General features: G+C 62.8%; 17 protein-coding genes, 1 pseudogene and 3 riboswitches. Of the genes and pseudogenes, 6 read left to right on the top strand and 12 right to left on the bottom strand.

All coding sequences use genetic code 11. The annotated features are described in order from the left end of the window. Positions 1 to 2: 2 nt before the first annotated feature. The 5 genes from CXY71_RS03125 to thiO all read right to left on the bottom strand — a co-directional run bounded on the left by CXY71_RS03125 (position 3) and on the right by thiO (position 4,478). On the bottom strand, positions 3 to 617 hold the full coding sequence (locus tag CXY71_RS03125) for an ECF transporter S component (protein WP_104134233.1): 615 nt from the start codon (positions 615 to 617) through the stop codon (positions 3 to 5). Positions 618 to 693: 76 nt separating this feature from the next. Then, a riboswitch (TPP riboswitch) is annotated at positions 694 to 815 on the bottom strand. Positions 816 to 931: 116 nt separating this feature from the next. Then, the gene (gene moeB, locus CXY71_RS03120) at positions 932 to 2,095 is read right to left on the bottom strand and encodes a molybdopterin-synthase adenylyltransferase MoeB (RefSeq protein ID WP_104134232.1); all 1,164 of its coding nucleotides are present in this window, start codon (positions 2,093 to 2,095) and stop codon (positions 932 to 934) included. 2 nt (positions 2,096 to 2,097) lie between these two features. After that, on the bottom strand, positions 2,098 to 2,961 hold the full coding sequence (locus tag CXY71_RS03115) for a thiazole synthase (RefSeq protein WP_104134231.1): 864 nt from the start codon (positions 2,959 to 2,961) through the stop codon (positions 2,098 to 2,100). Between the two features lie 4 nt (positions 2,962 to 2,965). Continuing rightward, a complete protein-coding gene (thiS, locus tag CXY71_RS03110) occupies positions 2,966 to 3,196 on the bottom strand; it encodes a sulfur carrier protein ThiS (RefSeq protein WP_104134243.1) in 231 nt (76 codons plus the stop codon). Positions 3,197 to 3,242: 46 nt separating this feature from the next. After that, a complete protein-coding gene (gene thiO, locus CXY71_RS03105) occupies positions 3,243 to 4,478 on the bottom strand; it encodes a glycine oxidase ThiO (protein ID WP_104134242.1) in 1,236 nt (411 codons plus the stop codon). Further along, positions 4,473 to 4,611, bottom strand: a riboswitch (TPP riboswitch). It overlaps the preceding gene by 6 nt. A 16-nt stretch (positions 4,612 to 4,627) precedes the next feature. On the opposite strand from thiO, the gene thiE reads away from it, so the two are divergent. Further along, entirely contained in the window at positions 4,628 to 5,272 is a 645-nt protein-coding gene (gene thiE, locus CXY71_RS03100; protein ID WP_104134230.1) for a thiamine phosphate synthase, read from the top strand. Here the strand turns inward: thiE and CXY71_RS03095 are convergent. The 3 genes from CXY71_RS03095 to CXY71_RS21740 all read right to left on the bottom strand — a co-directional run bounded on the left by CXY71_RS03095 (position 5,269) and on the right by CXY71_RS21740 (position 8,060). Next, on the bottom strand, positions 5,269 to 6,648 hold the full coding sequence (locus CXY71_RS03095) for an LLM class flavin-dependent oxidoreductase (protein ID WP_199184190.1): 1,380 nt from the start codon (positions 6,646 to 6,648) through the stop codon (positions 5,269 to 5,271). The two genes, thiE and CXY71_RS03095, sit on opposite strands and share 4 nt — an antisense overlap. Next, positions 6,648 to 7,436 carry a 3-oxoacyl-ACP reductase gene (locus tag CXY71_RS03090; protein WP_104134229.1) on the bottom strand — a complete coding sequence of 263 codons (789 nt, stop codon included), beginning with the start codon at positions 7,434 to 7,436 and terminating at the stop codon, positions 6,648 to 6,650. The genes CXY71_RS03095 and CXY71_RS03090 overlap by 1 nt, the downstream gene beginning before the upstream one ends. A gap of 46 nt (positions 7,437 to 7,482) precedes the next feature. After that, a riboswitch (TPP riboswitch) is annotated at positions 7,483 to 7,590 on the bottom strand. A 116-nt stretch (positions 7,591 to 7,706) separates the two neighbouring features. Continuing rightward, positions 7,707 to 8,060: a hypothetical protein gene (locus CXY71_RS21740; RefSeq protein WP_146072731.1), complete on the bottom strand. Its 354-nt coding sequence runs from the start codon at positions 8,058 to 8,060 to the stop codon at positions 7,707 to 7,709. 1,127 nt (positions 8,061 to 9,187) lie between these two features. On the opposite strand from CXY71_RS21740, the gene CXY71_RS03080 reads away from it, so the two are divergent. Then, positions 9,188 to 9,655 carry a Fur family transcriptional regulator gene (locus tag CXY71_RS03080; RefSeq protein WP_199184189.1) on the top strand — a complete coding sequence of 156 codons (468 nt, stop codon included), beginning with the start codon at positions 9,188 to 9,190 and terminating at the stop codon, positions 9,653 to 9,655. Beyond that, a complete protein-coding gene (katG, locus tag CXY71_RS03075) occupies positions 9,656 to 11,890 on the top strand; it encodes a catalase/peroxidase HPI (protein ID WP_104134228.1) in 2,235 nt (744 codons plus the stop codon). 772 nt (positions 11,891 to 12,662) lie between these two features. Here katG and CXY71_RS03070 read toward each other — a convergent pair. The 3 genes from CXY71_RS03070 to CXY71_RS03060 form a co-directional block, all read right to left on the bottom strand. Next, positions 12,663 to 13,031 (bottom strand): iron-sulfur cluster assembly accessory protein, encoded by a 369-nt coding sequence (locus CXY71_RS03070; protein ID WP_104134227.1) that lies wholly within the window; start codon positions 13,029 to 13,031, stop codon positions 12,663 to 12,665. A gap of 145 nt (positions 13,032 to 13,176) precedes the next feature. After that, a complete protein-coding gene (gene ccsB, locus CXY71_RS03065; protein WP_104134226.1) occupies positions 13,177 to 14,169 on the bottom strand; it encodes a c-type cytochrome biogenesis protein CcsB in 993 nt (330 codons plus the stop codon). Positions 14,170 to 14,260: 91 nt separating this feature from the next. After that, positions 14,261 to 14,665 carry a hypothetical protein gene (locus CXY71_RS03060; RefSeq protein WP_104134225.1) on the bottom strand — a complete coding sequence of 135 codons (405 nt, stop codon included), beginning with the start codon at positions 14,663 to 14,665 and terminating at the stop codon, positions 14,261 to 14,263. 480 nt (positions 14,666 to 15,145) lie between these two features. On the opposite strand from CXY71_RS03060, the gene CXY71_RS03055 reads away from it, so the two are divergent. From CXY71_RS03055 to CXY71_RS03045, 3 genes are all read left to right on the top strand, one after another. Further along, positions 15,146 to 16,105, top strand: coding sequence for a LysR family transcriptional regulator (locus tag CXY71_RS03055; RefSeq protein ID WP_104134224.1), 960 nt, complete (start codon positions 15,146 to 15,148; stop codon positions 16,103 to 16,105). Positions 16,106 to 16,227: 122 nt separating this feature from the next. Beyond that, on the top strand, positions 16,228 to 17,415 hold the full coding sequence (locus CXY71_RS03050) for an NAD-dependent formate dehydrogenase (RefSeq protein ID WP_104134223.1): 1,188 nt from the start codon (positions 16,228 to 16,230) through the stop codon (positions 17,413 to 17,415). Positions 17,416 to 17,540: 125 nt separating this feature from the next. After that, complete coding sequence (locus CXY71_RS03045) at positions 17,541 to 18,935, top strand: OFA family MFS transporter (RefSeq protein ID WP_104134222.1); 1,395 nt, start codon at positions 17,541 to 17,543, stop codon at positions 18,933 to 18,935. Positions 18,936 to 19,282: 347 nt separating this feature from the next. On the opposite strand, the pseudogene CXY71_RS03040 reads toward CXY71_RS03045, so the two are convergent. Beyond that, positions 19,283 to 20,270: pseudogene (locus CXY71_RS03040) on the bottom strand (transposase). Positions 20,271 to 20,734: the final 464 nt, after the last annotated feature.

Here is a 20,734-nt window from a genome sequence, read left to right as displayed (position 1 = left end):
CGTCAGAACACGGATTCCGTCGCGGCCCGGCGGGCGGCCAGGTTGGACAGCGCGCCCGTGCGGCCAAGGCCCCGCACGGCCAGCCAGGATAACAGGCCGGCAATGACGGCCCCAGAGACGGCACCGAGAACCACGTAGACGATCTTCCAACCGAACGCCCACTCGGCGTTGCTGCTGAAGCTGGCATGGATGCCCATCGCCACACCGGCCAGCGCCCCGGCGAGCACGGCGACCGGCAGGGTGAACTTTCGGTAGCCAAACAGCGCGAAGGCCAACTCGGCCCCGACGCCCTGAATCAGGCCCGAGAGAATGACGGTGAGTCCGAAGGCCGAGCCCAGCAGTGCTTCGACGACGGCGGCCAGCAGCTCGCAGTAGAGCGCGGCCCCTGGCTTTCGGATGATCAGACCGCCGATGACGCCGGCAATCAGCCAGCCGCCGCCATAGAGTCCGCCGAGCGGCGGAAAGGCCGCCGTGATGACCGCGATGCCCGCGTATCCGGCCGACCAGGCCCAGAAGATGACGCCGACGGCGACGGATACGACGGAGGCGACGACGATATCGACGACGCGCCACTCGCGCGTCTTTTTCTTTACAACTGTGGTTTCGGTGTTGGTCATGATGTCCTCCTGAGGAAACAGGAGGGGAGAGGCATCCATCGAAAGCGGGTCTGGAATCAGGCCCGATGCCGCTGATGTCTCTGAGAACTCGACTCCCTTCGCCGGTACTAACCGGATCAGGTTCGAGGGTCTGCGTGTGAACGCACTCTCAGCGCCCGACTTCGCTCTTTGCGAGCCGGCGCTCCCCTGTCGTTATGTGGTGTTGTGGTGCCGAAAGACTCGGCAGGTCTTGTTTACACGGGGTTTCGGACGAGGTCAAATCCGCGCCGCGGCCAGCTCGCGCGTGGTCGCGAGGCATCGGCTAACTCATTTCTTTAATACGTCGGCTTGGACGGTTCAATTTCTTTCACCCATGCCAGCACTCCGCCCTGCACGTGCTGAACTCGGGTGTAGCCGCGGCGCCGGAGGTCGGCCAGCACGTCGGCCGAACGCGCGCCGGCCTTGCAGTGCAGCACGATGTCCCGATCCTGGCGCAGTTCCGGGATCATCTCTTGGGAGAGGATGTGGCCCTGCGGAATCAGCCGGGAGCCGGGGATGCTGACGATGGCGTGTTCGCCCGGCTCCCTGACGTCGATCAGATCGAAGTCACCCCGGCCGGCCTCCCGCTCGCCGAGCATCGTGGCCAGTTGGTGCACGGTTATGGTGTCTTCGACGCCCGGAACCGGTTCTGGAACCACGCCGCAGAGGAGTTCATAGTCGACCAGTTTCGTGATCGGCAGGCCGGCGGGGTCCTCACGCACGGTGATCTCTCGCCAGGACGCGGCCAGTGCATCGAACAGCAGAACGCGCCCCAGCAGGGTGCGCCCGACGCCGGTGATCAATTTCACGACCTCGGTCACCATCATGGACCCGACGGCTGCGCAGAGCATCCCGAAGACCCCACCCTCCGAGCACGACGGAACGGATCCCGCGGCGGGCGGCTCTGGGTACAGATCCCGGTAGGTCGGTCCGTGTTTCTCCCAGAAGACGCTGACCTGCCCATCGAAGCGCAAGATGGACCCCCAGACACAGGGTTTGCCGAGCAGGGCGGCGGCGTCGTTGACCAGGTAGCGCGTGGCGAAGTTGTCGGTTCCATCCACAATCAGGTCGTAGTCGGCAAACAGCGCGAGGGCGTTGGGCGAATCGAGCCGAGTGTCATGAAGCCGCACCGTGACCAGCGGGTTCAGCTCCGCGACCGCGTCACGGGCCGAATCCAGTTTGGACCGCCCCACATCCGTCACACCGTGAATCACCTGACGCTGCAGGTTACTGAGGTCGACGATGTCGTCGTCGACGATCCCGAGAGTGCCAACACCGGCGGCGGCAAGATAGAGCAGCACCGGCGAGCCAAGGCCGCCGGCGCCGATCACGAGCACCTTGGCGTTCTTCAGCCTTCGCTGGCCGAGCGTGCCGATCTCGGGAATCATGATGTGCCGAGAATAGCGTTCCATTTCCAAGGCGGTCAGGGCGGCGGCTGGTTCCGCCACAGGTGGCAGCATGCTCACAGGTCTGGGCGTCCTTCCATGGCGGAAGATGCCAGGGCGTGCTGGCGTTTCGGTATTCGCCCGGCCTGGGCGGCGAGCCGACCGGCGATGACGGCATGTTTGAAGGCCGAAGCCATTCGCACCGGATCCTGCGCCCTCGTCACGGCCGTGGCCAGAAGCACGGCGTCGCAGCCCAGCTCCATCGCCAGCGCCGCATCCGACGCCGTGCCGATTCCGGCATCGAGTACCACTGGAACGCCGGCCCGGGCCACGATCAGCTCAATATTGTGCGGGTTCAGGATGCCGAGGCCCGTGCCGATCGGGGCGCCGAGCGGCATGATGGCGACGGCTCCCAGATTCTCCAACCGCAAAGCCAGCACCGGGTCGTCGTTGGTATAGGCAAAGACCTTGAAGCCGCGGGCGACCAGCTGTTCCGTGGCGTCTACCAGCTCGACGGCATCCGGCAGCAACGTGTGCTCCTCGGCAATGACCTCCAACTTGACCCAGTCGGTTTCCAGCGCCTCGCGGGCCAGCTCCGCCGTCAGCACGGCTTCGCGGGCGGTGAAGCAGCCGGCCGTGTTGGGGAGCACACGGATTCCGTTGTCGATGAGCAGGTCAAACAGGGACCCGGCCATGTCGGGGCTGTACCGGCGCATGGCCACGGTCGTCAGCTCAGTACCGGAAGCCAGCAGGGCAGCGCCCAGCCCGTCGAGGCTCGGGGCTCCGCCGGTGCCCATAATCAGACGCGAGGTCAGGTGCACCCCGTCGATCAGCAACGAATCACGACCCGTTTCTTCGCCGACGCTCGCGGATTCATGGAGGCTCGCGCGTTCCTGGAGACGGGCGGATTCATGGAAATTCAGTGTGTCCCGGGTAATCATCGGTCTAGCCTCCCTGCACTGCCGCGATGATTTCGATGTCGTCACCGAGGTTCAGTGCCGTGGTCGACCACTGGCTCCGCGGCACCACGGCGGCATTCAGGGCGACGGCGACGCCGAGCCGCTTCCCATCCGCCGCCTGACCGTCCGGCGCAATCCGGCGTCCGGTTGCCTCCCCGACCAGATCGGTGACGGTCTCGCCCCGCGTGTGCGCACGCGCGGCTCCGTTGAGGGTGATGCCGGGCAGCGTTGCGTCGGTCAGGCGTGTTTCAGCCACGGATGGTTCAGCCAATCTGGGCCTCCTTCGAGATGGTGGGTCGTGAAAAACGGTCGGGACGAAAGCGGCTCCACCGTGCGTCGGTCGTGCCGTCAATCAGTTGCCTGCAGAGCTGAGCCGCGATCGGGGTGAGCAGCACACCGTGGCGGAAAAAACCCGTTGCGATGATCAGACCGGCAATGTCTCGACCGCCGAGTCCCGGGGCGCGGGACACGCGTCCGAGCAGCGGCGCATTGTCGGGTGTTCCCGGCCGCGCGCGGGCCGTGGTCTCAATGAGTTCCAACTCGGCGACGGCAGGCACGAGCACCTGGGCATCCCGCAGCAGTTGATGCACACCGCCGGCGGATACCGCCGCAGAACCGTCCTCGCGGGAAGTTGCGCCGATCACGAGCGTGCCGTCGGAACGCGGAACGAGATACACCGGTAGGCCGCGGACCAGTCCGCGAATGGTTGCCGTGAGCAGTGGCTGGAGGCGCTCTGGAATGCGCAGGCGCAGGATGTCTCCGTAAACGGGACGCAGCGGTAATTTCAGCCCGGCGGGCAGCCCGTCGAGCTGGGAAGCGGCCAGGCCGTTGGCGACGATCACCTCGCCCGCGTTCACCGAAGAGCCATCGGCGAGGGTGACGCCGGTGACTCGCGATGTGGTATCCGAATGGTTTTCATGCACCAGCCGGACGGCGTTCTGACGAATCGAGTGATTGTGGGTCCATTTGTCGTTCCTGGCGGTGACCGCGATGGCGGATTCCAGCCGACCGGCCAATAGTCGGGGATCGGCCTGATGATCCTGTTCGACGTTAAAGGCGCTGGACAGTTGGGGACCCAACAGGGGTTCCATGGACCGTGCCTCGCGGATGGTCAGCGGCTGCACCAGTAGTCCATGTCGAAGCTGCACCTCGCGCAGATCGGCCAACGCCTGTCGGTCGGCGGCGTCCGCGCCCACGGTTATCGTTCTGGTCAGCCGGTACCCGGTGGAGGCTTCAGACGTCTCGAGCGGTTTCACAAAGGCTGGATACAACGCCGCGGAGGCCAGCGTCAGCTCCAGGAGGTCTTCTTCCTGATAGTGCAGCTCGCTGACCGGAGCCAGCATGCCTGCTGCCGCATATGTTGCCCCCGAGGCCGGCGCTGGGTCGATGACGGCGACGGTACGGCCGGATTGCGCCGCAGTCCAGGCAATTCCGAGACCGATAATGCCAGCGCCGATCACGGCCACATCTACGTCTGCCAGAACATGTGATTCAGTCAAAAAGCATTCCTTCCCTACGCCGGTACTAGCCGGATCAGGTCTGTTGTTGAACACAACACGGTCGGCCGGTGAATGAGTAACCGGTGCCCTCTCAGCCTGTCTCCCCGATGTGGTGCAGGCTCCCGTAGATCGCCTTTAGTATAGTTCCAATGGCCCACGATCACGCCCAGCTGTACCTGTGCACGGATGCCCGCACCGAGCGCGGTGATTTTTCCGCGTTCCTGGATGCCGCCTTCGAGGGGGGAGTCGACATCATCCAGCTCCGGGATAAAACCCTCGAGGCTGCCGAGGAACTGGAACTCCTGCGCGTGCTCCAGAGCTCAGCCGAGCGCCACGGCAAGTTGTGGGCCGTCAACGACCGGGCGGACATCGCATCCGTCAGCCAAGCGCCGGTCTTGCACATCGGCCAGAAAGATCTCCCGCTGGCTTCCGCCCGCTCTCTTCTGGGCCCCAAAACCAGAATCGGACTCTCCAGCCATACGCCGGAGCAGGTGACCGACGCGCTGGCCGCCCCCGGCCTTGACTACTTCTGTGTCGGCCCGGTCTGGGCGACGCCCACCAAACCCGGGCGTGCCGCCGTCGGGTTGGAACTGGTGCGGTACGCCGCGGAACGGGTGCTGGCGGCCGAAAGCACGCAGCCCTGGTATGCCATTGGGGGCATCGACCTGGAAAACGTCGAGCAGGTCGTCGCGGCCGGAGCGAGTCGTATCGTGGTCGTTCGTGCGATCACCGAGGCGGCGGATCCGACGGAGGCCGCCCGGAAAATCCACGCTTGCCTGCCACCACTGGATTAGGCCTCGGGTGTCGGAGACTCAGGAGCCAGAGCCTCGACTGATACGGGTGACTTTGGCCGGGGCAGGCCGAGGTGTCCGCGCAACGTGCTGGCGGCATACTCGCGGCGGAACAGCCCCCGCCGCTGCAGCACCGGAACCACATGGTCCACGAAATCGTCGATGCCTCCCGGCAGGGTTGGCGGCATCAGATTGAAGCCGTCGGCGCCGCCGTGTTCAAACCATCGGGTCATCTCATCCGCAATCTGCTCCGGAGTGCCCACCATCGTGGCGTGCCCGCCGCCGGCCGCCAGGCGGCCCAGCAGCTCGCGCACAGTCGGGCGCGCCTTGGACTCGGCGGTGGATTGTTCGGTGGCGATGATGCGCAGGATGGTGGCGTATCGGCCTTGGGGCCCGGTGAATTCGCTCAGCGGTGGCAGGGCCGGAATCGGCGCGTCCAGCTCCCAGTCCATGCAGTCCTGCCCGATGAACTGGCCCAGCTGGCGGAGGGAATCCTCGGCTGGCAGCAGGTCGTCCAGCTCCCGTTGCAGCGCCCTGGCCTCGGCTTCGGTGGAACCCACGTAGGTCACGAGCCCCGGCATGATCGCCACGGCATCCGGGTTGCGACCGGCTGCGCGAATCCGGGCCTTGACGTCGAGGTAGTACTCGCAGGCACTGTCAAGATCGGCGGCGACGGCGTAAATGGCCTCCGCCCGGCGGGCGGCCAGCTCTCGGCCAGGCTCGGAGGAACCGGCCTGAAACAGCACCGGATGCCCCTGCGGCGGGCGCGGCACGTTCAGTGGCCCGTCCACCCGGAAGTGTTCCCCGCAGTGGTTGATCGGGTTCACGCGGCCCGGGTCCGCGTAGTTGCCGGCCCGGTCATAACGCAGCGCGTCATCGGCCCAGGAATCCCACAGTCGCAGAACGACGTCCACAAACTCGTCGGCGCGGGCATAGCGCCCCGCGTGGTCCGGCATCTGCTCCAGCCCGTGATTGCGGGCCTCAGCGTCGAACATGGATGTCACGACATTCCAACCGACTCGGCCACCGGAAATATGGTCCAATGATGCCAGCATCCGCGCGGCGTGGAACGGGGTGTAAAACGTGCTGGAGACGGTGCTGACCAGCCCGATTCGTTTCGTGGCCCGACTCATGGCGGCCAGGGCTGTCAGCGGCTCGAGGAACCCGCGGGGGCCATCGGCGACATTACCGGCCGACTGACCGTCCGCGAAGAACACCGCATCCAGCAGTCCGCGCTCGGCCGTGCGGGCCAGCTCCTCAAAATAACCGACATCTCCCAGCCGCTCCGCCGACGATTCCGAATGCCGCCACGCCGCTTTGTGGTGCCCGCAGCCCGAGATGAACAAGTTCAGGTGCATGCTGCGCACTGCGCGGGGCATCAGCCCATCACCAGTCCGCCGTCAACCACCAGATTTTGTCCGGTAACCGATCGCGACCAGGGTGAGGCGAAGAAGAGCGCGGCGTCCGCGAACTCCTCCGGCGTGGTGACCCGGCGAAGGGGTGTTCCGGCCGCAATCAGGTCAAAGACCGCTTCCGGCGTGGCCGACCTGGCATCCGTGGTGCGCAAGAGTCCGCCCGAAACCATGTTTACGGTGATGCCGTCCGGGCCCAGATCGTGCGCGAGGGTGCGGGTCAGCGAAAGCAGAGCAGCCTTGGCCGCGGTGTAGTCGTGGTAAGGGACCACCGGGTTTTGGAAGAGGTTAGTGCCAACATTGATGATCCGCCCAAAGCCGGTCGCACGCATCCCGGGCAGCGCCGACTGCACGGTGTTGAGGGCACCGCGAACGGTACCGGAAAATTGCTGATCCAGGTTTTCCCAGGTCAATGCGTCCGCGTGCGGCCGGGCATCCCCATTGAACGAGAAATCGGCAAGGGCATTATTGATGACGGTGTTGATCGGCGAGCCGAAATACGCCGCCGCCTCATCGACCAGGGCAGCGACCTGGGCAGGATCACACACGTCCGACTGAATGGCCACCGCTCGTTTCGGGAATGCGGCGGCGGTTTCTCGGGCGGCGGCGGCACTGCCCAGGTAGTTAACCACCACTCGGGCGTCTTCGCCTAGGAACGATTGCACCAGGCGGGCCCCGAGCCCACGGGCGCCACCGGTGAACAACACCACCTGGTCACGGATGGGCAGGGCAAGAGAGAGTGTTGCAGAGGTCATGGAACTGCCTTTCAACCGGGGCGAAGGCATGAACCGCGCGGCTAGCGTTCCCGGGTTCGGACATCCCTTCGCCAGTGCTAACTGGATCAGGTTCGACGGGTGTCATCTCAGCTCCGGATCGGCCTTCGCCGGCGGGGCACCCCGTGTCACTGCTACCGACGATAGCCCACCGATGACACCTATTCAGGTCGTCGGCGTGTCGTGCTGATGATTTATCGTTTTGGCGTGAGACTTTTCGAATCCGCTGTCGTGCCCGTTCGTGCGCAACTACTACGCGGGCGATGGTGTCGGTAGATGGAAGACTCGGTACTCCACATTCCTTGCTCGATGATTCGCGAACTCACTGACCACCGCGACGACGAACGCTCCGCCGGAATCCTCCGGCGGAGCTTTTTCAAGCCCGACCATCATCACCGCACATGACACCGCCAGCAGTTCGCCGTAAGCCTCGAAGGCAAGGCCAACCAGAAACCATCGACGCCCGCATTCTCGCGGACGACGACCAGGCGAAGCACCCGCGCGAAGCGATCCGGTCACAGCGCGGGCGTGCACCGAAAGTGCGGCGAGCTGATAAATCAGCGGTGCAACAACATGAACGTGGCGGACTTTCCCGCTGAGATGCACCCAGGTATCAGATGCAACTCCACCAAGAGGCAGGTGGATGATCGTTTACCCGGTCCGGGAAAATGTCCGTCAGGCGCGGGAGGTCAGGACGGACATGACCTCCTGGTGACGAACGCTTTCGATACGTCAGGATTATAGCCTTAGACGCCCCGCCATCGGACTTACTCTCGGGCGGAGCAAACAGCGCGGACCGAGAACCAGCCGGGCTGATTGGCCGAGAGATCGCGGAACTGTCCGCTCAAGGTCCGACTTACGGGCCCATCCACACGATCGGCACTGTTTCATCCTTCGTCAGCCGATATGTTGGAACCGTGCGCAGTATTTGGGATGCTGACGGATTCGGCGTGATGCGTTTGCCGTCGGGCCGATTGCTGCGCGGCCGTGGCCTTCATCAACCGATCCCAGGTGGCGCTATGCTCGACTTCGCGAGCTACCTTCTAGGCCAGAGCCCGGCACCGATCGAAGGGGAAGAACGATGGGCGCCATAGCCCGACATTTGGCTGCCAAGTAGACCTCGACGACGCACGGGACGCGCTGCGTGAAGCCTGGCTTCGCTCGGAGAAAGGGCGAGTAGAGATCACCTGCGATAGCGGTCATGGGCGCGCGGGCACTGCGCTGGCGTGTATGGCCGTGCTCGACGGCGTGTCGGCCGACAAAGCAGTGAAGTTCGTTCGCGAGTACTGCAACCCACGCTTAGTCGAGACACCGTGGCAACGCCGGCACGTCGCGCGCTTCACCACGGACTAACCGATTCGCCTAGCGACCCCCACCGGGCGGTAGCGCGTCCAGCCTTCTCGAACGAGGCGCCTGACGATGATGATCGCGTGGGCGAGGGCGATGAACGCGTCGATCACTCCGATCTTCGTCCAGTAACGTTACCGGTCCGCGATCACCGCAGTGGGGTGGATTTCCGGACTGCTTCACCCGTTGCAGTCCGGGGACGTGAATGTTTACTTGCTCTATGTGTTCATCGCGGTGACATCGCTTATGCGGCGGCCGCGGTGCGACCGGGCACCCGTTGTTTGCATCGACCTTCTCAGGACACACAGGTATTCCAATTCCGGGAGCCCAGTTCGCAGAGAACTCGTTCTCTTGATTCAATCAAGAAAAAGGAGCAGACTCAATGCATGCTCGAACTCGTGGATGTTCAGAACATGCTGCGAGAAGCAGGGCTGCGTGTGACCCGCCCGCGGGTGGCGGTGCTGCGCGCGGTTCACTCACACCCACACGCGCAGACGGACTCGATCATCGGCGCGACCCGCGCAGAGCTTCCCGACGTGTCGCATCAGGCCGTCTACGACACACTGCACCGATTAACGACGGTCGGGCTGTTGCGGTGCATCCAGCCCGCGGGTTCGCTGGCGCGCTATGAGGCACGGATCGGAGACAACCATCATCACGCGATCTGCCGCACCTGCGGCGCTGTCGTCGACGTCGACTGCGCGGTCGGCGAGACACCCTGCCTAATCCCGTCCGATGATCACGGCTTCGTGATCGATGCGGCCGAGGTCGTCTACTGGGGTACCTGCCCCGGCTGTTCTTCTGCCAACGTCACTGACCCTGATAACAAACGACCCAGCATGGAAGGATCCTGAATGCCCGAGAACCACGGCGTCGTCGTAACCGACGATGACACGACCGAACCAATTGCCGACGGATGCCCCGTTCCCCACGGACAGCGCACCACGTCGCCGAGCCAGGGTGGCGAAAATCGCGGCTGGTTTCCCGAGAAACTGAACGTGAAGATTCTCGCCAAGGAGGCGGGTGTGACCAACCCGCTCGGTGAAAACTTCGACTACGCGGCAGCGTTCAACTCGCTCGATTTCACCGCCGTCAAGGCGGACATCGAGACGGTACTGACCACATCGCAGGATTGGTGGCCCGCCGACTTCGGCCACTACGGTCCGTTGGTGATCCGGATGGCCTGGCACAGCGCCGGCACCTATCGCGTTTTTGATGGCCGCGGTGGGGCCGGAACCGGCCAGCAGCGGTTTGCACCCATCAACAGCTGGCCGGACAACGTCAACCTAGACAAGGCCCGTCGCTTGCTCTGGCCGATCAAGAAGAAGTACGGCCAGAACATCTCCTGGGCGGACCTGATGATTCTCTCGGGAAACGTTGCCCTCGAATCGATGGGTTTCAAGACATTCGGCTTCGCCGGCGGTCGCATCGACGCATGGGAGCCCGACGACGACGTCTACTGGGGCCCGGAGACCACCTGGCTCGACGACAAGCGCTACACCGGCGACCGTGACCTGGACAAGCCGCTGGCCGCCGTGCAAATGGGCCTCATTTACGTGAACCCGGAGGGCCCGAACGGGGAGCCCGACCCGCTGGGCTCGGCCCGCGACATCCGCGAGACGTTCAAGCGCATGGCTATGAACGACGAGGAGACGGTGGCGCTGATCGCCGGCGGACACACGTTCGGCAAAACCCACGGTGCCGCTCCCGACAGCCACCTCGCCTCCAATCCCGAAAGCTCGCCGCTCGAAGCGCAGGGACTGGGCTATGAGAACTCGTTCGGCACCGGCAAGGGTGACGACACCATTACCTCGGGCCTTGAAGTCACCTGGACCTATCACCCGGCGCGGTGGGACAACGAATTCTTCCACATCCTCTTCGCGTACGAGTGGGAGCTCATGGAGTCCCCGGCCGGTGCCAAGCAGTGGCGGCCGAAGAACGGTGCCGGCTCGGATATGGTTCCGCTCGCCCACGACGCCTCGCAGCACCGTGAGCCGCGCATGCTCACCAGTGACATCGCGCTGCGGGTCGACCCCGCCTACGAGGCGATCAGCCGTCACTTCGCCGAGGATCAGGACGCCCTGGCGGATGCCTTCGCCCGCGCCTGGTTCAAGCTCACTCACCGCGACATGGGCCCCAAGGCTCGCTACCTCGGCCCGGAGGTTCCGACCGAGGAACTGATCTGGCAGGACCCGCTGCCCGACGCGATCGGTGACGCCATCGGTGCCACCGAGATCGCCGCCCTCACGGAACGCCTGCTCGCGTCGGGGCTCACCGTCTCCCAGCTGGTCTCCACCGCGTGGGCGTCCGCATCGACCTTCCGCGGAAGCGACAAGCGGGGCGGCGCAAACGGTGCGCGCATCCGCTTCGAGCCGCAGAAAAGCTGGCCGGTCAACAACCCGGCCCAGCTGGCCAAGGTACTGACCGCCCTGGAAAGTATTCGGAAGGATGTCAACGCGTCGTCCACCCGGCAGGTATCGCTGGCCGACCTCATCGTGCTTGCGGGCAATGTCGGAGTCGAGCAGGCGGCGCAAGCTGCCGGCTTCCCGGTCGTGGCCCCGTTCACGCCCGGCCGTGTCGATGCTCTCGAGGAACAAACGGATGCTGAGGCATTCACTTACCTGGAACCGGTTGCCGACGGTTTCCGCAACTACAGCGGTCCCCGCGCCCTGCTCCCGGCCGAGTACCACCTCATCGATCGGGCGAACCTGCTCACCGTGAGCGCACCGGAAATGACCGTGCTGGTCGGTGGCCTGCGCGTGCTCGGCGCCAATTACGACAGCTCATCGCACGGCGTGTTCACGATGACTCCGGGCGTTCTCACGAACGACTTCTTCGCGAACCTGCTCGACATCGGCACCAAGTGGAGTGCGCTCGACCCGGGAGAGCACGCGTACAGTGGCACTGATCTGGCAACCGGCGAGCCCAAGTGGGTCGGTACGCGTGCGGACCTCGTGTTCGGCTCGAACTCCGAGCTGCGGGCCGTCGCGGAGGTCTACGGCAGTGACAACGCCAAGAAGAAGTTCGTCGACGACTTTGTCGCGGCCTGGACCAAGGTGATGAACCTGGACCGCTTCGACATTCGCTGACGAATGGCGGGGCCTGGGCCATTACGGCCGGGCCCCGACTTCGCAACGTGTCGTGGCCGACGCGATTCCTGCGCTTGACCTGCTTCGAATTCGAATACGCCTTGGCGTCGACGCAAACGACCGTTCACGACGAGGCTGCCACGTGGTCGTTCAATGGACGGCAGCGGTGAACTCAGTCATAAGAGTGAGTAGCCGATCACAACCGCTACTTTTCGTTTCCTCGACAGCCACGAGATGTGCTGGTTGGGGAGCCGACTGCCGCTATTCTTGGCTGGCCAGGGGCTGGCGATGATCAGATACCGGCCCCAGTTCCGGGTGCGACCTCATATCCTGCTCCGTACAGCACGGCTGCTTGCGCTCCGAGAAATGGTCGCAAGCCTGAGCCTAGCTTCAGCGTCGGAGCCGAGAAGTGATGATAGACGTGGCGAAGCCTATTGCCGACTCGGCTCTCATACCGAAAAAAGAAGACGGCACCGAAGGCAGCCGACGCGGCGGCATGGCTTGACTACTTTCTGTCGTAGTACGCCGTGGGACCGGTGTGCCGGGTTGCGGGTGCTCGTGAAAGCCGCATGGGACCTCGTTAATAAGGTAACGCGTGGCGGCATAAGGCCTACGGATACATTCGCCGCGGCCCAGGCTGTAGTGCTCGTCAGGAGAATTGTTCAGCAACTTCGCTCAGAAACGGACGGGCAGATACCTTCTTCGCGAGCAATAAACGCGATTGGCAGACCATCCCTGCGGATGATCTCCTCGAAAACCGTGTGAATCGCGACTAGCTGAAGGAATCTCCACAGGCGCAACTGCTGCCCGCGTTCGGGTTGTCGATGGTGAAGCCCTGCTCCGCAATGGTGTCCTCGAAGTCGATGGACGCCCCCTCAAGATACGGCACACTCATCTTGTCCAAGACGACCCCAACACCGTCAAAGTCGACCAAGGCATCACCGTCGAGCACCCGCTCGTCAAAATAGAGCTGGTAGATCAGGCCGGAGCAACCACCGGGCTGAACGGCAACGCGCAGGTGAAGGTCGACGCGGCCCTCCTGAGTGAGCAGGCTACGAATCTTCTGCGCAGCGGCGTCAGTGAGGCCAACACCATGGGATGTGGTGCTGGGGGCGATGGTATCTGTGATGGTGGCGGTCATGGTGCTCCTTTGGGCTATCTACGCTGGGCTTCACGCTGGTGCGGTCTCGCCTGCACACGGCTTCAGAAATACTCTAGGCTTTTCTTACACTTCCGTGGCTTATTTTCGGCTCGAGAGGGAGAGGTCCCAAGTGGAAGCGAAGTGTTTACAGCCCCGAGTACGAGTGCAGGCCGTTGAAGAACACGTTCACGATGCCGAAGTTGAACATGACGGCGGCGAACCCGATGATTGCCAGCCACGCCGACCGTGAACTACGCCATCCGCGGGTCGCTCGTGCGTGGATGTAACCAGCGTAGAGGACCCAGACGATGAAGGTCCAGACTTCCTTCGTGTCCCAACCCCAATAACGTCCCCAGGCTTTTTCAGCCCAGATCGAGCCGGCCATAAGCGTAAAGGTCCAGAGGATAAATCCAAGGATGTTGATCCGGTAGGCGAGGTTTTCGAGGGTCGCGGCTGAGGGCAGCGTGGCCAGGAACCGCAGGCTAACGGTTTTGGCGTCGGCTAAGAGACTTTCCCGCCTGAACTGCAGCAGCTGAACCACGGACAGCGCGAAGCCGAGCGCGAAAAAGCCCGTGCCAAGTGACGCCACGAAAACATGGATGACGAGCCACGCCGACTGCAGTGCCGGCGGTAAGGGTGCGACCTCGACGTAGAACTTGAGGGCCGCGATACCCAGCAGCACCAGAATTAGCCCGATGACGAACGTGCCGAGGAAGCGCAGGTCGGCCTTCGTCAGCACGATCAGAAACACCGTAACGATGAGAAGCGTGCCGGTCATCGCGAACTCGTACATATTCGCCCACGGAACACGACCGGCGGCAACACCGCGCAGCGCATCGGCCATGAGGTGCAAAGCCCAGGCGAGCACGGTAAGCGACACGCCTACGCGCATGCTGGCCGAGCGGTCATACGGGGTGGTCGCGTCATTCGCAATGCGTGCACTGAGGCGAGTGAGGGTGGTCGTGGCGCCACCGGATGCCCCCACACCGGCCTGCGCGGGGTTGGCAGCCACGGCATCCGTCGCCATGCCCACTGCCGACGAACGCTTCGCCAGGTCAATCGCGAAGGCGATGAATGCCAGCGCATACACGGCCATCGCCGAATACAAGCTGAGGATAGAAAGCTCATTGAGATTCATGATGCAAGCCTAAGTCTGAACCGCCTCAGGTCTCGTGGTGCCCACAACGATCGAGACCCAAACGGCGCTACCCCACTCAACCCAAGAACCGTCATAGTTGCTGACCCCCTCGCTCTTGAGTAAGGGGGTCAGCACGAACCAGGTGTGACTCGAACGCCCGGCGATACAGCGATACAGCGATGACATTGTCGCCCTCGGTGAGAACGGCCTCGCCCCGATAGATGGCGTCGAGCTCGTCGCGGGCCGTGAACGGATAAACCGACATTGATGTGCACTCACCGCTGCACTCCTCCGAGGACCGCACGTCGAGCAACGGGTTACCAAAGTGGGCGAGCACATCATCCTTGAACACACGGATGGGTGCGTCACCCGCGGAGCCACCTGGCACTCCGCGGGTGACGACCGTGGCATCCGTTGTGATTTCCCGACCCCGTGGTGCAGTTGTCCCAGCCGCCACCGAGCCGATGAACAACTTCGTGGCCAAGAAGGTGAACACCCACAACGCGTATGCGGCCCACCAGTTGCTTTTTCATGTGGGGTTGGTTACGGCGGTCCGTAGGGTGCGGGAAGCATGTGCCCGACGTTCATGCAGGCGCTCGATTGATTTACGGAGTTTCCGGGTCCCGCGGATAGGCGGGGAGTGGTTTCAATCGGTCGGCGTAGTGGTGGATCTGGGGTGGTGTTGTACGTCTCCCGGGGTGACGACGTAGGCGTCAAGCCCGGTGACGATGGGTTTTAGCGCGTCCGGATTTGGTTTTGGGTGGTCGGCGGCGTCAAGCTGACAATGATTTGGTGAGTTTTCAGCGGTCGTCCACGGCGACAACTGCCCCTGCTCTATCCATCGAAGTAGCCTTAAGGCTGACTACGCTGGCGGGCGACAAGAACTGCGCATGGGTCGATTCTGTGTCAGGGTGGTGGACCAATATGATTCGGGGCAGGAGGTCAGGATCATCACTCTCGAATCGAAGGAGAACGTGTGCTTTTTCGCCAACTTGAATATTTTGTAGCTGTCGCAAGGGAGCGACATTTCGCGCACGCGGCTGCCGCGTGTCACGTTTCCCAGCCCGCCCTGTCTGCGGGAATTAGCAAACTAGAGCAAGAGCTCAATGTCTCTCTCATCAACCGTGATCACGCTTTTGAAGGGCTGACTGCGGAGGGTGAATTGTTGGTGATTTGGGCAAAACAAATTGTGGCGGAACGTGACGCGTTCAAGGCGGAGGTTCAGGCTCTCCAATCCGGCGTGACCGGTGTGTTGCGGCTTGGCGTCGTGCCGAGCGCATCGACAACGGTCGCATTGCTGGTCGCCGCGTTTTGTGCTGCTCATCCGTTGGCAAAAGTGCAGATAAAATCGGCGCTATCTTCGACCGAAATCGGACGCCGATTACATGATTTCGAGCTGGATGCTGGTGTGACGTACCTCGATGCTAGCGAAGACCCAAGACTCGATGTCGTGCCTCTCTATGAGGAGCACTACGTGCTCATTGCCTCCGAGAGGCTCATTCCCGACATATCCACCACGATGACCTGGGCACAAGCGTCCCGGTTACCACTTGCCGTGCTGACGCCGGAAATGCGCAGCAGACAAGTGATCGACGCAGCGTTCTCGCGGAACCACGTGCAGCTGGCACCTCAGGTGGAGACGGATTCGATTGCCTCCCTCCACGCCCATATGAAGACAGGCCGGTGGGCGAGCATAGTGCCGCATACGTGGGTGCAAACTATCACCCCATCTCCGCGGACACGAGTTATACCGCTGGTCGATCCGATCGCAACCGCACGCGTTGTCGTGGCGATCAGCGCGCCTTCGCCTGGTTCGGTCATTGCTCGTGCGTTCGCGACGGTTGCAGCGAAGCTGTCGCTGGATGAACTGTTCGACCAGGAGCTTTCGATGGGTGTGTCGGGTACTGCTGCATCCACAGTGAAGGCGGTTCGATAGCTGACAGCTATCGGCTGGTCGATTTCTGGTCTTGGACAGGCTGGAGAGGTGAGGCAGAAACTGGGTGAAGCGCATCAGCCGGGCGCGACACCTGTCAGACCGGCGTCTCAGGAAGAGGCCACATGGCCAAGATTCTCCTCGTGCTCTACCCGGACTCCGTTACCGGGCACCCACCGCAATACGCGCGCGATACCCTCCCGGTGCTCGACGGTTACCCCGGCGGTCAGACGCTGCCAAGCCCTTCCGCCATTGACTTTACCCCGGGTGAACTACTGGGATCGGTCTCCGGCGAACTTGGCTTGCGCAAATTTCTTGAATCGGCCGGACACGAATTAGTTGTCACCTCGGACAAAGACGGTCCGGATTCGGTGTTCGAGCGGGAACTTGCGACTGCAGACATCGTGATTTCCCAACCGTTCTGGCCGGCCTATTTGACGAAAGAGAGGATCGCGAAGGCACCGAACTTGAAGCTTGCGATCACGGCAGGCATCGGTTCAGATCATGTCGACCTCGACGCAGCAATCAGCCAGGGGATCACCGTGGTCGAGGAGACGTACAGCAACAGCATCAGTGTCGCAGAGCACGCGGTCATGCAAATCCTCGCCCTCGTTCGTAACTACCTCCCGTCCCACGAATGGGTCGTCAATGGTGGCTGGAACATCGCCGACAGCGTCGAGCGCGCGTATGACCTCGAAGGAATGAACGTCGGTGTCATCGCGGCCGGCCGCATCGGCCGTGCCGTCTTGCGCCGACTCGCACCGTTCGACGTCCACTTACACTACACCGACAAGAACCGGCTGTCCCCCGAGATTGAGCGTGAACTCGGCCTGACTTTCCACCCGGATGCTGCCTCTCTCGTGCAAGCCGTCGACGTTGTATCGATCCATGCACCGTTGCATCCGGAGACCTATCACCTCTTCGACGACACTCTGATCGCATCGATGAAACGCGGCTCTTACATCGTCAACACGGCCCGCGCCGAGATCACAGACCGTGACGCGATCGTACGCGCTCTCGAGTCAGGGCAACTCGCCGGATATGCCGGCGACGTCTGGTACCCGCAGCCACCGGCGGCCGACCATCCCTGGCGCACGATGCCGCATAACGGCATGACCCCCCACGTTTCAGGGTCGACTCTTTCCGCTCAGTCTCGTTACGCCGCGGGCACCCGGGAGATTCTCGAAGACTGGTTCGCCGATCGACCTATTCGGGACGAATATCTCATCGTCAACGGTGGGCAACTCGCTGGCGTTGGTGCCGCCTCCTACACGGCCGACGGTGAATCGAGCCCTGGTAGTGGCGGCCATTAAGACAGCTGAAGTAGTACTGGATGGAGGAGGTTGCCGTGACTGTAATGCCGGTGGCAGCCTGCTCCGCTCCCACCACGCAGCCATGGCTGCTCTGCACATCACAACCATATCAACGGAGTTATCTTATGAGTTGGCTCGATCGAGAACGCACCATCGCCCCTCCCGGGTTCAACCGTTGGCTGATCCCGCCGGCGGCCCTCGCCGTGCACTTGTGCATCGGCCAAGTGTACGCATCCAGCGTCTACAAGACCGCTCTGGTGGAGTATTTTGACGCCAGCCTGACCCAAATCGGCGTGATCTTCTCTATCGCCATCGTTATGCTCGGGCTCTCGGCCGCGACCATGGGAACTTGGGTAGACACGAACGGCCCGCGCAAGGCCATGTTCGTCGCGGCACTGTTCTGGTCTGGTGGGTTCCTGATCGGATCCCTCGGTATTTTCTCCCACCAACTGTGGCTCGTTTATCTCGGGTACGGTTTCATCGGTGGGATTGGCCTGGGTGTCGGTTATATTTCGCCGGTGTCAACGCTGATCAAGTGGTTCCCGGACCGGCCGGGCCTCGCCACCGGTATGGCCATCATGGGCTTCGGCGGTGGCGCCCTGATTGCCAGCCCGATCTCCACGGTCTTACTCGCCCGGTATGACCCCAATTCGGCTGCGGCCGGCTGGGTAGCCAGTGGCGACGCAGTCGGGAAACTGTTCCTCACTCTCGCCGTCATTTACCTGGCCTACATGATGTTCGGCGCGTTCACGATCAAGGTGCCCGCCGCGGGTTGGAAGCCCTCCGGCTACGACCCGGCCAAGGCCAAGGCCAAAACGCTGGTGACCAATAATCATGTGTCGGCATCAAACGCAATCAAGACCAAGCAGTTTTGGCTCGTCTGGATTGCGCTCTTCTGCAACGTGACAGCGGGCATCGGGATCCTCGAACAAGCCGCACCCATGATCCAGGACTTCTTCCGCCATAGCGATGGAACGTCCCTCGTGACGGCCATCGTCGCCAGCGGTTTCGTCGGCCTATTGTCCATTGCCAACATGGGCGGCCGATTCGTCTGGTCTGCGACGTCAGATATCACTGGACGCAAGAACATCTACATGGTCTATCTGGGCGTCGGTACCGTTTTGTACGTACTACTTGCGCTTATCGGATCCAGTACGACGGCCCTGTACGTGATTCTGGCGTTCATCATCATTTCTTTCTACGGCGGTGGATTCTCGGCGGCACCGGCATATCTGCGGGACCTCTTCGGCACTTTCCAAGTCGGCGCCATCCATGGCCGTCTACTGACGGCCTGGTCCGCCGCCGGTATTGCCGGCCCGCTGATCGTCAATGCCTTCCTGGACGCCCAGGGCACCCCGGGCGAGCTCACGGCCCAGGCGTATCAGCCAGCACTATTGACCATGGTCGGGCTGTTAGTGGTCGGCTTCATCGCCAACCTGCTCGTGCGGCCCGTCGGTCCCACATTCCACGAACCCGATCCGCCTCGCTCAGCGGCTCGAGAAATCATCCGAGAGGCATGACATGAAGAGGGCACAACTCGCACTCGGCTGGATAATCGTCGGGGTCCCATTGATCTTTGGCATCTACCAAACCCTCACCAAGGTTACGGTGCTCTTCAGCTGATCTGGCTGGAAAGAGCACACGTGTGAAACTCCGCGGAAGCGAGCATCAGCCCCGACCTGGCCGTGGTGAAGCCTATAGGCGTTATTTCGGAGGAAATGTGCGCCATGCCCCGCAACATCTGTGAACGATGTCTCCAGACATGACAATGGTCGGACTGACGGGTAAGGTTAGCCGCTACCTCGTCCGAACTGCGCCACCAGTTGTCTGGACTAGCGCTGCCCCACGTGATGCTCCTGTGAAGCTTCTATATCTCGTCAACCCCCAATTTTGTGGCTGACGCGGTGTTGAGGTGCCGGTAGATGCTTCTGGCCAGGTAGCGTTTGTGGATGCGGCGGATCTCTCGGTCGGTCTTTCCCTCAGCGCGTCGGCGTTCGACGTAGTCGTGTGTTCCCGGGTCGTGGACCATTCGGACCATTGCGATGATGTTCAAGGCACGGTTGAGTTGGCGGTCTCCGCCACGGTTTAGTCGATGCCGTGTGGTGTTGCCTGATGATGCGGGAATTGGATTCACGCCGGCGATCGCGGCGAAAGCGGCTTCGCTCTTGATCCGGCCCGGGTGGGACCACGCGACGAGTGTTCTGGCTGCGGTGACGGGACCGATACCGGTTTTTTCCAGCAGTTCGGCTGCAGGGATCGCTGCGACGCGGTCACTACTACGCGTCATGTTTTGGCCGAGCTCGGTGTCTAACTCGAGGATGCGTTTGGCTAGACGTATTGCTTCTGTGCGCGCGGTGGTCGCGGCGAGGGCTTCTTCTCGTGTGCGTTCACCGCGCGGGTGCGCTCAGCGGCGAGTCCATCGCGGGCAGTTAGGAGGATTTGCGCTGCTGCCCGCACGCCCTCATCCTGCCGCGGGGTGCGGAGTTGATTGACCGGTAAGGACAGCACAGCGGCGGCGATCCGACGTGCGTCGAGGGGTCGGACTTCCCAAGGCCGCGCCGGCCCGTCCGGCCCATGCGTGCGGCCTCAACAACACGGTAGCCGGTGTCCGCTACGTTGCGGGCCAGCTGGGCGCCGTAGCTCCCGGCTCCCTCGATCACCCAGAGCGCATCGGTGACGCCGCCAGAGCGACGCCCGGCCCAGTTGATTGCGCGGGATCGACCAGCGGCGGTATTGGGGAACGTTTCGGTTCCGAGGTGCTGACCTGCCGCCGTGAGGACAGCGTAGGTGTGGGTTCTGGCGTGCGTGTCCACGCCGATAACGAACGGATGAGTGTGCGCAACTATGGTGTCCATAGTGTCCGGGTTCCTGTCTTTGAGATGGGCGATGATCCAGTCGCTGACGACCGGCGCCGATCCGGAGAGGAATCACTTCGGGGCATACCTGTAATGAGCCACGATCCGCACGGATCGGGCATGCTTCTTCTTAAGCCACTGAGGTGGGCCGGGCCGGCGTCGGTCACCCACCACGGCCGGACAGTTCGGAGGCAAGGCACCCGCGAGGGCCAGTTTTGTCATCAGTCACGACCACGGCGGAGCGACCAATACCAACTCTGCCAGCCAGTCCCGGACCAGCCACCCCAAGACTCACAAGTTGTCAATTGATATTTTGGGCTTCTTCTTGCTCGTGGAGCCAGTCCCGAAATTGGTTAGCGAGGTTGTCGTCTCGGCTGAGTCCTCGTTCGATTCGGGAGAGGGTGCCGGGCCAGGTGTTGACGTGGTCTGCTGCCTCGCGGAGGGTGATGTGGAGTTCCTCGCGC

The organism is Cryobacterium sp. Y62 (assembly GCF_002929785.1).
GTDB lineage: Bacteria > Actinomycetota > Actinomycetes > Actinomycetales > Microbacteriaceae > Cryobacterium.
This window is presented reverse-complemented; position numbering and strand designations above follow the sequence as displayed.